A 13223-nucleotide genomic window follows, 5' to 3' on the forward strand; every position below is an offset into this window, starting at 1 on the left:
ATCAAGTCCTCACAGTTCTAGTGTCTCCGAAAACGACGAACACCGGCAAGCTTGATGCGACAACGTTAACCCCGCGTGCGGCGAGGCCGTATTGGCAAGAGTGGCGAATCAACGACAGATGTTCGTGAGAATTCCAAGCCGCCTCGCGGCGGCCGGGCTCACCTCGCGGCCGGGTGCAGTGCGCCCCGATCGGCGCGCAAGCCGGACGCGAACTCACTGCGTTCGCCGGCGATGATCTCGGCCAGCACCTGACCGCAGATCGGCCCGCTGGACACGCCCCACGCGTGCCCCACGTTGACGTAGGTGCCTTCGACCCGGTCGACGACCGGCAGGTCGTCCGGCGTCTCACAGCCCAGGCCCGCCCACAACCCGGTAACGCCGTAATCCGCGAAGCGCGCATACCGTTCGAGGCCGATTCCGGTCATCGCGTGCGTGGCGGTCAAGGTGATGTGCGGATTCAGGGAATGACGTCCGTCCACGGTGTGACCGATGTACAACGAGCCGCCGCGATTGAGCATCGCCGCGTCGTCGTAGCCTTCGATGCCGGATTCCCCGCTGAGCGGGCCGGCGAACAAATCACGGCGGTATTCCGGGAGATCGGTCAGCGCACCACACCCGCGCACGCCTTTCGGCCCGTGTACCAGCGGGCTGGCGCCGGCGTCCACCGGTTGCATCATGAGCTGCCCGACCCGGGTGGTCTCGACGGGCAGCAGGATGCCCTCGGCGCGCAGGGTCGTCGCCCAGGCACCCGTCGCCCAGACCACACCGGACGCCAGCACTTCGCCGCGGACGGTGCGAACGCCCACGACCCGGTCGCCCTCGCGGAGGGTCGAGAGCACCGCGGTGTTGCGGAAGAAGTGGACCCCGCCCCGGACGCAGGCGGACTCCATCGCGCTGATGAAGCTCAACGCGTCGATCTGGGCGTCGTCGGCGCACTGGACCGCGCCGATCGCCGTGTCCGGCAGGATCGAGCACGCTTTCGCCGCGGCCTTGCGGCTGACCATGTCGATCGTGAGCCCAGCGGCGCGCCGGTCGTTCACGTAGGCCTGCAGCACCTCACCCTGTTCCTCGGTCTCGAAGAAGAACAGGCCGCCTTCGCGGCGGAAGTCGAACACGTCGCCGAGCACGTCGAGGTACTCCTCGTACTTCAGCTTCCCCGCGCGCGCCAGGTCGAGTTCGAGGCCGGCGCGGCGCGTCTGCAGCCAGAGCGCGCCCGGGTTCCGCGACGACGCGCCGTACCCGGGAAACCGCTGGTCGACCAGGACCACGCCGAATCCGCGCTGCCTCAGCTCCCACGCGGTGCACAGTCCGGTGATCCCGGCCCCGACGACGACGACATCGGCGGTGGCCAACGTTTCCGTGCTGCTCATCATCGGCACCTTCCACCGTCCTCCGGGTCCCGGACCGATCGGAACCGCCGCTCGACGTCGCGGCACTCTTCCGACCACGTTATGGACAGAAGCGACCGTAGCGTACTGGTATCCTCACAACGCGATGGTCGTTTCATAGTGAACTTCCTGATGCCGGTCGGCCGCGTGCGCCCTATCGTAGGTGGACACCGAGTCGCCGGGGGCCGCCTCACGCTGGAGGTCAGCAGACGATGATCGCGCAAGCTCGAACGACCACCCTCGGGGCGGTCTTCGCTGAGCTCGGCGATGACGTGCGCCTGCTGAGCGGCTCCGAGAAGGATGTGGGCAAGCCGGTGACCGGGGCCAGCCTCGTCGGCGATTCGGCCCTGCCGGACGACCCGGGCGTGATCCTCGTGCACCCGGGTGTGGCCTCAGTGGACGACCTCGACGCCCTCGCGCGGCGGCTGGGCACCTCCCCCGTCCGCCTGCTGATCCTGGCCGGGCCCAGCCACCTCGACGCCGCGGAGTTTGCCGGCCGGTTCCGCGGGCATGTGGTCGCGGAGACCGGCAAGCCGGTGAACCCGGCCGACGTCGTCCTCTCGATCGCGCGCGCCCTCGACCAGCGCGACGAGACCGCGATGACGAGGCGGCTGGCCTCCCTGCAGCGCTCCCTCACGCAGGCACTCGGCGAACCGGAGCCGGCGGACGCCCTGCTCGCACGTCTCAAGGCGACCTGCAACGCCGAGGCGGCGGTGGTCGACACGCGCGGACGCGCGGTGCGCGCCACCGGCCCGATTCCGCTCGTCCTGTTGTTCGGCCAGCTCAGCCGCACCTCGGTGCAGACCCAGATGCTGGACATCGACGGGTGGCGGGGGATCGCCGACCGCGTGCACAAGCCCGGCGAAGACGGGGAGTTCACCGGCTGGCTCGTGATGGCGTCCCGCCGCGAATCGTTTCCGGACCCCTACGTCATGTCGGCGGTGCACGTCGCGACGGCCTTGCTCGAGGCCATCGAGCGGCTGACGCTCGTCGCGCGGCAGCAGGAGCGCGCCATCCGGGCGTCCCTCCTGGAAGAGGCGCTGTCCCTGCGGCAGACACCCGACGACCCGGAGCTCGCGGGGCGGATCGCCAGCCTGGGCCTGGCGTTCGCGGAAGGCCTGCGCGCGGTCGTCGTCCGGCCGGCCCGGCCGGCCGTGACGGGCCGCGAGCGACTGAGCGCGCGGACCGTGGCCGACGGCCTGATCGCCGCGCTCGAAGGCCAGGGCATCGCCCAGCTGACGAGTGTTCGCGACCAGGTCGCGATCATGTTGGTGCAGGCGACCCCGAGCACCCTGCGGCGAGTGCTCGCCGCGTCGAAGACCTCGGTTCCCGAAGTGCACATCGGCGTCGGACGGCCGGTCCGGGCGGTCGGTGAGGTCGCGGACTCCTACCACGACGCTCTGCTGGCCGTTCAGTGGCTCAGCCGCACCGCCAAGGGCGCCCAGCTCATGCCCTATGAGAACTTCGACTTCGCCACCCGGTTGTTCGCCGACGTGGGTGCGGACCGGATGATCGCCTGGGCGCGCGACTTCCTCACCCCGCTGGACGAGCGCCCGCAGCTGTTGGAGGGCTTGAGCACCTACTTCGCGCACAGCCAGAACATGAACGCGGCGGCACACGCGCTGAACATCCACCACAACTCGCTGCGCTATCGGCTGGCCAAGGTCGAGGAGGCGCTGGGACTGAGCATGCGCGACCCGGCCGCGGTGTCCTCGCTGTTCCTGGCCCTCACCGCGCGCGACCTCGAGCGGCAGGGCGGTCCGCAGCCCCGCGCGACGCGGACGGTTCGCACGAGTCAGCCGACCGACGTCGAGGCCCCGCGCACGCCAGTCGATTTCGTTTCCCGTGCGGCCGACCGCACCGGCGTCGTGTTCGACCCGGGCCGCTGACCCGGCGGCGGCTCAGCCGCCGACCGGGCCCGCCGCGATGTCCTGCCAGGAGTCGAACACCTCGGACAGGGTTGGGAACCACACCCTGTCGTGCGCGGTCACGTGCTCCAGGAAGCGTTGCAGCATCAGGAGGTTGTGGCTGCGGCCGATCGTCTGCGGGTGCAGCGTCCACGTCATGAGCCCGCCCGGGCAGTGCTCGTAAGCGAAGTCGAAACTGTCGGTCCAGCGAGCCAACACTGCGTCATTGCTCTGCATGAGCGGGCTGGTCTTGAAGGTCTCCAGCTCCGGGAAGTCGTCCAGCGCCCAGGAGACGGGGAACTCCAGCACGTCGCTCGGTTCTCCGAAGCGGTTGCCGTTCTCGAGGTCGTATTCGACGACCATCCGCGGCCGGTAGGGCTCGAAGTCGCGGCCCATCAGCGAGGAGTCCCAGTCGAAACCCAGCTCGGCGAGCAGGGCCAGCGTGTTGTCGGTGATGTCGAGGGCGGGCGAGCGGTAGCCGCGCGGCCTCGTGCCGAGGATCTTCTGGTGCTGTTCCAGCTGCAGCTCCAGCAGGCGGCGTTCCTCGGCGAGGTCGAGAGCCGGGATGTACTCGTGATAGACGCCGTGCGCCGCCACCTCGTGACCGTCCTCCACCACGGCGTCGACGGCCTTCGGGAAGGTCTGCATCGTGTGCGTGGGGACGCACCACGTGGTGCGGATCCCGTAGCGCCGGAACAACTCGAGCAGCCGCGGGGCGCCGACCTCGGCACCGAACTCGCCGCGGGACATCAACGACTGGGACTGGGACCGGAAGGTGCCCATCCAGACGCTCTGCGCGTCGAAGTCCGGGCTGAGGCAGACCGCGAGCCGCTTGCCGTCGGGCATCCGGATCGTCACGATTTCACCGCCGAAGCGACGTGCGGGTCCTGCCATCCCGCGGCGGCGCGGTCACTCCGGTAGTCGCGGCCTGGCTCGACGTCGTAGCCGACCTGCGCGCGGGGGACGACCCGGATCGGCCGGCCGGTCGCGAGTTCCTCGGAGATGTGGGCGACGACGCCGGGCATCGTCGACAGGATCGCGATGCCGCTCCCCTCCTCCGGGGTGAAGCCGAGGGCCACGAGCACCGCGCCCATCATGCCGACGTCGTTGATCGGTACGTCCGCCTTGCCCGGCTTCCGGGTGAACGCGGCGTGCACCGCTTCGTAGAGATCCGCGCGTTCCGACCAGCAGCCCTCCTCGACCGCGAGGCGCCGGAGCACCGCTGCCCGCGGGTCCACGCGTTTGAAGACCGGGTGCCCGAGGCCGGGAATCCGTTGCCTGGCCTGCGACAGCCGCGCGACTTCCCGGTCCGCGAACTCGGCCATGCTCAGGCCCGACTGCTGGAACCGGTCATGGGCCTCGATGATGAACCGGCTGGTGTCCTCGGTGGACAGGGTGTACCTGCCGACGGACAGGCACGCCGCAGCCAGCCCGGCGGCCATGCTCGGGTTCGCCGAGACCGCGAAGCGGGCCGCCACCGTGCCGGGCTTCTCCAGGCCGTAGTCGAGCACCGCGCTCAGGACGCCGTCCAGCACCCGTGCCTGGCCGGGGGTCGGCAGGTGCCCGCGGATGAGGAGGAACACCGCGGAGGTGAACGACAGCTCCCCGATGAGGTCCTCCAGGTCATAGCCTCGGACGTAGACCTTGTCGTCGGTGATCGCGCTGACCTGGGAGGTCCAGTACGGGTGTCCGTTGTCCTCGGTTTTCACGGCGTATCCCCCTCTGCCAGGCTCGCGGCCAAGGCTCGTCGATCGATTTTCCCGGTGGTCGCGTTCACCGGCAGCTGATACACCACGACGTATTCGCCGGGCACCTTGTAGCGCGTCAGCTGCCGGCGTGCGTGAGCGTCGAGCTCGGTGATATCGAGCGGGGTAGCCGGCACGACGGCGGCCACCACCTGCTGTCCGTACACAGCGTCCGCCAGCCCGACGACCGCCGCGTCGGCGACCGCGGGATGGGTGCGCAGGACGCGCTCCACCTCGGCCGGCGAAATGTTCACCCCGCTGCGGATGATCACGTCGGACAACCGGCCGACCACGTGGACATAGCCGTCCTCGTCCACGCGCAGCAGGTCCTGGGTCCGGTACCACCCGTCTTCGGTGAGGACTTCGCGCGTCAGTTCCGGGTCCCGCCAGTAGCCGAGCATCAGGCCCGGGCCGGACGACAGTCCTTCGCCGACCTCGCCGGGCGGCACCTCGGAGCCGGTCTGATCCACGATCTTCAGGCGGGCCCGGGGAACCAGCCGCCCGGCGGCCCCGGGCTTCGGTGCGGCGTCTTCCCAGGGGTCGTAGGTGACCAGCGGTAGGCATTCGGACGAGCAGTAGGCGTCGAAGACCGGCGCCCCGCTGAGGGAGCGCCACCGCTCGAAGGCTTCCTCGTTGCGCGGTTCGCCACCGGAGATGCACAGCCGCAGCGCCTCGAACGCCGTCGGGCCGACCGGGTTGTTCTCGAGGTGGTGGACCAGTCTGGTGAAGGTCGTGGTGACGCCGGCCAAGAAGGTCGCCCGCTGGTCCACGAGCGCGGCGAGCAGGACCTCGGGGCGGGACCGGCGGACCACGACGGCGGTGGCGCCGCGTAGCAGCAAGGCCAGCGAGGTGCTGGCCAAGCCGTACATCCATGCCATCGGCAGGCACACGATACCCCGGTCGTCCGGGCCGAAGTGCCAGACTTCGCCGTAGGTTTCCGCGCAGTTGAGGACCGTGCGGGCGCTCACCATGATCGCTTTGGGCCGGCTGGTCGTGCCCGAGGAGAAACAGATCAGGCTCAGCGGCTCCCGCAAGCCCTCCGGGTTCGGTGCGGTGCCGGCGCGGACCTCCACGGGCGCGAAGTCCTCGACCGACGTCACCGGGGTCGCGCCTGCGGCCTCCGCGACAACCCGGCCGCCGACTTCGGCTCCCGCGACGACCAGCACCGGGTCGCTGCTCTCGAGCGCGTAGCGGAGGTCGTCCGCGCCCGACGACGGGTAGACCGTGACCAACACGCCGCCGATGCGCCAGACCGCGAGCGCCGTCGCGAGGAAGCCGGCCGAGCTCTCGGCCACCAGCGCCACCCGGTCACCGCTGCGGACGCCGGCGTCGAGCAGCGCGTCAGCCCGCCGGACGACGTCGGATTGCAGGGCACCGAAGGTCGTCACGCGGCCGTCCTCGACGACCGCGGGCCGGCCGGGCTGCCGGTCAGCCACGAGAGCGAACGCGGCCGCGCAATCCGATGTCCCGGACACGGGATCGCCGACAGCGGTCACGTCGCCGTCCATCCGCCGTCGACCGCGATCACCTGTCCGTTGACGTAGCTCGCCTCCTCCGAGGCCAAGAAGCGCACCACGGCGGCCACTTCGGCGGGCTCGGCCGAGCGGTGGGCGGGGATCAGGAAGTCCATGATCTCCGGCGACACGCCGATCCCCCGCTGCTGGGTCGAGACCAAGTCGCCGAGCAGTTCCTCCGACGTGGCGCGCAGGTTGGTCCGGATGACCCCCGGGGCGACGAGGTTCGCCGTCACCTTGTGCGGCCCGACGTCGATGGCCAGCCGCCGGGTGAGGCCCTCCAGCCCGGCCTTCGAGGCCACGTAGGACAGCCCGTCCGCGGCGCCGCGCTGCCCGGCCACGGATCCGATCGTGACGATGCGGCCGGAGCGCTGCGGGATCATCTTCAGCGCGGCGGCCCGGCAGCCGTGGAAGGCGCCGGTCAGATTGACGCCGATGATCTTCTGCCACAGTTCCGGCGTGGTCTCCTGCACGTCGGCGTAGCCGTCGAACACGCCGGCGGAGTTGACCACGGCGTCCAGGGTCCCGGTGAGGGACGCCGCGTCGTCGACGAACCGGGCGACTGACTCGTAGTCGCTGACGTCGGTCCGCCGGATGTGCAGGTTGGCGGGGTTGCCGAATTCTTTGACGGTCTGGTCGAGACGGTCCTGCGACACGTCGCCGGCGAAGACCTCGTAGCCTTCCTCGATGAACGCGAGCGCGATACCTCGACCGATACCCGAGCCCGCTCCGGTGATCGCGACGGTACGGGGTGTGCTGGCCGACAATGTGAGCCTCTCTTCCTCGGGTGATCAAACGGTCTCGGCGCAGGCGCGCCGGCGGAACATGACGACCCACTGCCCGTCGTGGCACACCTCGCCCCGCTGGTTCTTCACCGCGACGTCGAACGTGACGATCCCGCGGTCGGGCTTCGAGGTGGACGGGCGGACTTCCGCGACGCGCTGTTCCACCCTGATCGTGTCGCCGATCCCCACCGGCAGCCGCAGGTCCCAGGTCATGCCGAGGAAGGCGATGGCGGTGCCGTCCTTGAGGCCGAGGCGGGATTCGAGGCCGATGGCGACCGCGAAGACGCCGGGCCCGTGGAAGATCCGGCCGCCGAACTGGGTGCTCCGGGCGAACTCCTCGTCGGTGTGCAGCGGGTTGTAGTCACCCGACAGCCCGGCGAAGTTCACCAGGTCCGCGTCGGTGATCGTGCGCCCCGGCGTCACCCAGGACTGGCCGGGGCGGAAGTCTTCCAGGTACAGGCCGCGCTCGATCTGTGCGGAGCGCGCCGGCGCCACGGTGAGGTTCATGTCAGCGAGTCCTTGTCGTCGTGGGTGCGGTCTTCCGGGTCAGGCGCGCCCACCACAGGCGAAGGCGCCCGAGCAGCCGCCTGGACGGCTTCCGTCGCCCGTTGTGCTCCCCGCCGATGACCGCTACGAACTGCGAGATCGCGTCGGCGAGGATCGACCGGATGACCGGTCCGCCCATCGCGGCAAGGCTTCCGTCCACCCGCAGGTTCGCGGTGTAGTCCAGCTGCGCGTCGCCGCTCTCACCGGAGCGCACCGAGACGTCGGCGACGCCACCCAGCTTCATGTTGAGCCGGGAATCTTCGCCGTCGATGACCACGCGCAGGGCACGCCGCGCAGGGTCCGGCGCGAGGGTCGCGCGGAGGTCCCAGTTGGCGCTGATGCCCATCACGGAGTGGGTCATCCGGGCCCGGAACGCGTTCGGACCGTCCTCCTGCAGCGACGCGGGGTCGAGTCCGGGCAGGCAGGACGCGACCAGGGGCGTGTCCTCGAGTCGGCTCCACGCCACCTCGGAAGTCACCGGGACGGTGATCGTGTCGTCCAGCTCCACGGTCGTGCCGGCCGTCTTCTTGGCCGTGCGTTTGCTCCAGTCCACCTTCTTGGTGGCCATGTGCAGTCTCCTGTGCTCGTGGTCGTGGGTCAGCCGAGCGTGGCCGAGCGGGCCATGCCCTCCGTGACGGCGGGACGCTCGTAGCGGAAGGGCGTGGCGTCGATCTCCGGTTCACGGCCCAGGACCAGGTCGGCGAGGACGCGGGCACTGCCCGGCCCGACTGTCGCGCCGTAGGCGAGACCCGATCCGACGTACAGGCCGGGCAGGGCGCCGACCGCCGAGACGACGGGCAACCCGTCGCCGGTCTGGGGAGCGATCCCGCCCCAGGTCCGCTCCACCGGGACGTGCTGCAGGGCCGGGACGTGGTCGCCCAGGACCCCGAAAGTCTGCGCCATCCCGGCCACTGTCGGTTCCTGGTTCGCGTCCGGGCCGTCGACGAACTCGATCGGACAGCCGAGCCACAGCCGCCCGTCGTCACGCTGGCAGACCAGTTCCAGGAGGCCGACCTCCGGCATGATCTGCTGCAGCGGGTGCAGCACGATGTCGTCTTCGTAGCCGGGCAGCTCACGCACGAACGCGTACTCGTGGAACAGGCTCGGACCGTAGGCGACGACGTCGAACCGGTCCCGGACCGGCGCGGTCTCGGCCATCTGCATGCGCATGTGCAGCAGATGGAACGGCAGGCCGGCCTTGGTCATCAGCTCGGCCGTCCACGAACCGGCGGCCAGCACGACCGTATCGGCCGTCAGCAGGCTGCTGGTCGTCCGCACGCCGGTGCAGCGGTCCGCTTCCACCTGGAGTTCGACGACGTCCCCCGTGACGACCTGCACGCCGGCCTCGACGGCGGCCGCGACCAGCGCATCCAGCAGCTTGCCCGGGTGGATCTGGCAGTCGAGCTTGCTGTGGATGCCGCCGACGACCTCGTGGGGCAGCAGCGGGCAGAGCTCGCGGGCCCGCTCGGGGCTCACCGCCTCGATGTCGAGCCCGTCGGCCTGCCGCCGGGCCACGAAGCCCTCGATCAGCGGTACCTGCTCTTCGTAGTAGTAGACGAGCGCGCCGTTCGCCTTGAACTCGAAGTCGTCCAGCTCCTCGGCCAGCTGCGGGTACAGCCGGCGGGAGACCTGCGCCAGCTCCAGCTGCGGACCACCGGATCGGGTGATCATCGAGACATATCCGGCGTTGCGTCCGGATGCGCCCCACCCGGCGTGGTGGCGCTCGACGAGCGTGACCGACACACCCTCGCGGGCGAGGTACAGCGCGGTGGCGGCACCGACGATCCCGGCGCCGACGACGATCGTGCTCGCGGGTGGGACGCCGCGGTGCGCGGACGCGGAGGCGGTTGTCATCGCATCAGTCCTTCGTGGTCGACGGCTCGGTCGCCGGAGCTCTGCTGAAACGAGGATGCGGCATCCCCGGAACCCCCAACCACTGGTCGGTTCGCGAGGAATCCGCCGGATTCTTGGTGGATCTCCAACGCCTCCGCCGGGCGACCGGACGCGTCACGGCGCAGGAGGCCGGCGATCGCCGCCGGAATGCGGCGTGAGGTCGCGTCCTGCGCCTCCACGTTGACGTAGGTGAGGTTCACCTCGGCGATCGCCTGGCCGTCCCGGGCGACGGCGACGGCGAGGTCGAAGCTGGACCTGCCGACCCTCGTGCAGGCCGCGGTGACGTCGAGGGCGTCGTCGAATCGGGCCGGCCGTTTGCAGTCGACGGTGGCCTTGACGACCGACGGGTCCATTCCCGCGTCGTTCAGCTCGCCGTAGGGAAAGCCGAGCGCGCGGAAGTACTCGGTCATGGCCACGTCGGCCAGTTCCAGGTAGCGGCTGTTGAACAGGAACCCCTGCGCGTCGGTCTCGTGGTAGCGAACCCGGTGGGTGAAGGCGGCCGGCGTCATTCGAGGCCGGCAACGCGCGACAGCGCGTCGAGAGCGTCGCTGTATTCCGTCAGCAAGCGTTCGATCTCCCGCTTGACGGTCGTGTGGTTCTTCATGTCGCCCACCGCCTGCCCGGCCGCGTAGGTCCAGTAGTCGAGGTTGCGCCCGCGCTCGGCCCGCTTGTACGAGTAGCCGTTGAGGATCGACTGCATCGGCCACTGCAGAGGGGCGGGGGCGTCCGGTTCCTGCCAGCGCCGCACGTACTCGGTGCCGAGCATGCGGCCCTGCTTGCCGGTCATGACCCGCGCGATGACCGCATCCTCCGACTCGGCGGCGAACAGCCGTTCCCGCATCTCCGGAGTGAGCTCACCTTCGACCGTGCCGAGCCACAGCGAACCCAGCCACACCCCCTGACAGCCCAGGGACAGCGCCGCGAGCAGGTGCGAGCCTCGCGTGATGCCGCCCGCCGCCAGCACCGGAATCCCGGCCGCGGCCTCGACGACCTGCGGCCACAGCACCATGGAGGCGACCGATCCGACGCTGCCGCCCGCCTCGGTCCCCTGCGCCACGATCAGGTCCACGCCGGCTTCCCGCTGCTTCGCCGCGTGCCGCGCGGTACCGACGAGCGCGCCGACCTTGACGCCCTGGGCGTGCGCCTTCTCGACCACCCAGTCCGGCGTCACGCCCAGGGCTCCGACGATGAGCCCCACCGACCGCCGCGCCAGCACGATGTCGAGCTGCTCGCGGCTCTTGGTGTTGGTCATCGCCATCTTGCGGGCGTTCTCGACCATGTAGGCCTCGCGGTCCTCCGGCGTCAGGTCGGCGAGGCCGGCGTCGTCCAGCATCCGCGTGACGAAGCCGAGGTACTCGTCGGGGATGGCGGCGAGGTACTCCTCGGGTGTCTTTTCCTCGTCCATCGCCGTGCCGGGGAAGACCAGGTCGACCCCGAACGGCTTGCCGTCCACTTCGCTTTCGAGCCACTCGATCGACATGTCGAGCTCGTCCGGCGTCATCCACGCCGCGCCCAGCACACCCATCCCCCCGGCCTTGGTGACCGCCGCGACCACGTCGCGGCAGTGGGAGAACGCGAAAATGGGCAACTCGATGCCGAGCGTTTCGGTGATCGGTGTTTGCATGCGTCTGTCGTTCCTCACATCCGAGCGTCGCCTTGACATCCACACTAAGTCGGCACCTGCCGCGACGGCATTGGGCGTTGACCGAAGATCTGGCCCGATCGCCGGAGAGATTCCGAAAGGGACGTCCTTTCGGGCTAGGCCGGCGCGCCGGAGCGGGGCACGATCGGGAGCGTCACGAACGATGGCGACTGGCCTCCCACGTGGAGCGTCTGGGCCGCCACCCGCATCTCGCCGTTCCGCAGGCCGGCCGCGGTGTTGAGGTTCCGATCCCAGCGTGGGAAGCAGCTCGACGTCACCTGCACGCGGATTCGGTGGCCCGCCTTGAAGAGCATGCTGGTGGACCACAGGTCGACGTCCACCGTGGACGCCTCGCCCGGGATCGCCTCGACGCGGCGGATCCCGTCGACGACGTTGTACGAACGCCCGTCGGGATGCACGTCGCACAAGCGTACGACCCAGTCGGTCGTGGGACCGTCGGTCGCCGCGGTCAGGGTGGCAGTGATGCGGCCGGTCACCTCGACATCCTCGGCGAGGACATCGCTCGTGAAGACGAGCACATCGGCGCGTTCCTCGACGACACGCTGGTCGAAGGCCCCGGCCGGCGGGTAGGGCATGGTGCACGCGCCGCCGACGGTGGGCACCGGGTCCGCCGGGCCGTAGGCAAACGTGAGCCGGCCCGGCGGCAGCTCCGCCACCTGCGCGAGACGCCCGTCGTCGCCTAGCAGGAGGCGAGTGGGCACCGCACGCCGCAGCGGCCATTCCGGCTCCGAGCGCCACTCGTTGGCGCCCATGACGTAGATCTTCACCGGGAGGTCGTCGTCCGGCGCCTGTCCGGTCGTGAGCCACGCATGCAGCCAGTCGAAAGTGAGGTCCAGGACGGAGGTGGAGAAGTCGATCAACGACCCGTCTCCGGCCAGTCCGAAGTTGACGTCGCCCTGCAGCGAGGTCTGCCCGACATGGTTCCATGGGCCGATGACCAGCTTTGCCGGCGTACGCCGCGCGGCGGAGACGTAGTTGTCGATCGTCGGCTGGACGAACAAGTCGTACCAGCCGGCGACATGCAGGCTGGGGACCGTGACGTTCTGTTCGTGTGCCACGACATTCGCGGCTTCGACGCACGCGAGATCCGCCAGATCGGGCAGTTCGTGCCGCGCGATGACCGGATCACTGCCGGTCGGCAGCTCGAGGTACGTCCTCCCTGGAATGCCGTCGGCAGCCGCGGCGAGACTCAACAGCCGTTTCGTCCGCTCTTCCTCGTCTTCGGTGTGAGTGCGCAAGATCCGGTCGAAGCCGGTCAGGATGCCCCAGCTGCGAACAAGGCCCAGCTCGTAGGCTCCCCCGCGGTAGGCCAGTCCCGCGTCGGGTTCCCGGAAAGTCCTTTCCGGAGCAATGGCTTTCAGCGCCGCCGGCTGCCGTCCGGCCGCCTGCCACTGCACGTTTCCCAAGTAGCTCAGACCCCACATGCCCACCGAGCCGTTCGAACCCAGCAGTACGGCGGCCCAGTCGATAGTGTCCGCGCCGTCGTTCGCCTCGTTCACGAACGGAAGGAAGTCGCCCTCGGACGCATGCCGGCCGCGAACGTCCTGGACGACAGCGATGAAGCCACGGCGCGCGGCCGAGGTCGGGGCGAGGAACAGCAGCTCGTCCTGGTTACCTTTGTCGTAGGGAGTCCGGGCGACGATGACCGGCCAGGGCCCATCACCCTCGGGCCGATAGACATCGGCGCGCAGCACGACTCCGTCCCGCATGGGAACCGGGACGTCGTACTCGATCCGGATCGCTGTCATGTACTGTCCTCCTGCAATCGGGTCAAGGCCCTGA

12 protein-coding genes are annotated in these 13223 nt (G+C 69.8%); 1 reads left to right on the forward strand and 11 read right to left on the reverse strand.

What is annotated here, in order from left to right:
* Nucleotides 1-158: 158 nt before the first annotated feature.
* The gene (locus ACWEVP_RS03780) at nt 159-1370 is read right to left on the reverse strand and encodes an NAD(P)/FAD-dependent oxidoreductase (RefSeq protein WP_452061098.1); all 1212 of its coding nucleotides are present in this window, start codon (nt 1368-1370) and stop codon (nt 159-161) included.
* A gap of 230 nt (nt 1371-1600) precedes the next feature.
* Here ACWEVP_RS03780 and ACWEVP_RS03785 point away from each other — a divergent pair, with 230 nt between their 5' ends.
* The gene (locus tag ACWEVP_RS03785) at nt 1601-3277 is read left to right on the forward strand and encodes a PucR family transcriptional regulator (protein ID WP_452061099.1); all 1677 of its coding nucleotides are present in this window, start codon (nt 1601-1603) and stop codon (nt 3275-3277) included.
* 12 nt (nt 3278-3289) lie between these two features.
* On the opposite strand, the gene ACWEVP_RS03790 is transcribed toward ACWEVP_RS03785, so the two are convergent.
* The 10 genes from ACWEVP_RS03790 to ACWEVP_RS03835 form a co-directional block, all read right to left on the reverse strand.
* Entirely contained in the window at nt 3290-4153 is an 864-nt protein-coding gene (locus ACWEVP_RS03790; protein ID WP_452061100.1) for a polysaccharide deacetylase family protein, read from the reverse strand.
* Nucleotides 4150-5004: a citryl-CoA lyase gene (locus ACWEVP_RS03795; RefSeq protein ID WP_452061101.1), complete on the reverse strand. Its 855-nt coding sequence runs from the start codon at nt 5002-5004 to the stop codon at nt 4150-4152. Before ACWEVP_RS03795 ends, ACWEVP_RS03790 begins: the two co-directional genes overlap by 4 nt.
* Nucleotides 5001-6536: a class I adenylate-forming enzyme family protein gene (locus ACWEVP_RS03800; RefSeq protein WP_452061102.1), complete on the reverse strand. Its 1536-nt coding sequence runs from the start codon at nt 6534-6536 to the stop codon at nt 5001-5003. Before ACWEVP_RS03800 ends, ACWEVP_RS03795 begins: the two co-directional genes overlap by 4 nt.
* Nucleotides 6533-7321, reverse strand: coding sequence for an SDR family NAD(P)-dependent oxidoreductase (locus tag ACWEVP_RS03805; RefSeq protein WP_452061103.1), 789 nt, complete (start codon nt 7319-7321; stop codon nt 6533-6535). Before ACWEVP_RS03805 ends, ACWEVP_RS03800 begins: the two co-directional genes overlap by 4 nt.
* 24 nt (nt 7322-7345) lie before the next feature.
* A complete protein-coding gene (locus ACWEVP_RS03810; RefSeq protein WP_452061104.1) occupies nt 7346-7846 on the reverse strand; it encodes a MaoC/PaaZ C-terminal domain-containing protein in 501 nt (166 codons plus the stop codon).
* 1 nt (nt 7847) lies between these two features.
* Nucleotides 7848-8453, reverse strand: a complete 606-nt coding sequence (locus ACWEVP_RS03815) for a CoxG family protein (protein ID WP_452061105.1) — start codon at nt 8451-8453, stop codon at nt 7848-7850.
* Between the two features lie 29 nt (nt 8454-8482).
* Entirely contained in the window at nt 8483-9739 is a 1257-nt protein-coding gene (locus tag ACWEVP_RS03820) for an NAD(P)/FAD-dependent oxidoreductase (protein ID WP_452061106.1), read from the reverse strand.
* Nucleotides 9736-10287, reverse strand: a complete 552-nt coding sequence (locus tag ACWEVP_RS03825; protein WP_452061107.1) for an acyl-CoA thioesterase — start codon at nt 10285-10287, stop codon at nt 9736-9738. The genes ACWEVP_RS03820 and ACWEVP_RS03825 overlap by 4 nt, the downstream gene beginning before the upstream one ends.
* The gene (locus tag ACWEVP_RS03830) at nt 10284-11402 is read right to left on the reverse strand and encodes a nitronate monooxygenase (RefSeq protein WP_452061108.1); all 1119 of its coding nucleotides are present in this window, start codon (nt 11400-11402) and stop codon (nt 10284-10286) included. Before ACWEVP_RS03830 ends, ACWEVP_RS03825 begins: the two co-directional genes overlap by 4 nt.
* A gap of 134 nt (nt 11403-11536) precedes the next feature.
* Nucleotides 11537-13189 carry a CocE/NonD family hydrolase gene (locus ACWEVP_RS03835; RefSeq protein WP_452061109.1) on the reverse strand — a complete coding sequence of 551 codons (1653 nt, stop codon included), beginning with the start codon at nt 13187-13189 and terminating at the stop codon, nt 11537-11539.
* Nucleotides 13190-13223 lie beyond the last annotated feature (34 nt).

Source organism: Amycolatopsis sp. NPDC003865 (assembly GCF_053605345.1).

What these genes read in the sequence shown, in the direction of transcription:
- ACWEVP_RS03780 (WP_452061098.1), bottom strand. Translation starts at nt 1,370, where the DNA reads ATGAGCAGCACGGAAACGTTGGCCACCGCCGATGTCGTCGTCGTCGGG.
- ACWEVP_RS03785 (WP_452061099.1), top strand. Translation starts at nt 1,601, where the DNA reads ATGATCGCGCAAGCTCGAACGACCACCCTCGGGGCGGTCTTCGCTGAG.
- ACWEVP_RS03810 (WP_452061104.1), bottom strand. Translation starts at nt 7,846, where the DNA reads ATGAACCTCACCGTGGCGCCGGCGCGCTCCGCACAGATCGAGCGCGGC.
- ACWEVP_RS03815 (WP_452061105.1), bottom strand. Translation starts at nt 8,453, where the DNA reads ATGGCCACCAAGAAGGTGGACTGGAGCAAACGCACGGCCAAGAAGACG.
- ACWEVP_RS03820 (WP_452061106.1), bottom strand. Translation starts at nt 9,739, where the DNA reads ATGACAACCGCCTCCGCGTCCGCGCACCGCGGCGTCCCACCCGCGAGC.
- ACWEVP_RS03825 (WP_452061107.1), bottom strand. Translation starts at nt 10,287, where the DNA reads ATGACGCCGGCCGCCTTCACCCACCGGGTTCGCTACCACGAGACCGAC.
- ACWEVP_RS03830 (WP_452061108.1), bottom strand. Translation starts at nt 11,402, where the DNA reads ATGCAAACACCGATCACCGAAACGCTCGGCATCGAGTTGCCCATTTTC.
- ACWEVP_RS03835 (WP_452061109.1), bottom strand. Translation starts at nt 13,189, where the DNA reads ATGACAGCGATCCGGATCGAGTACGACGTCCCGGTTCCCATGCGGGAC.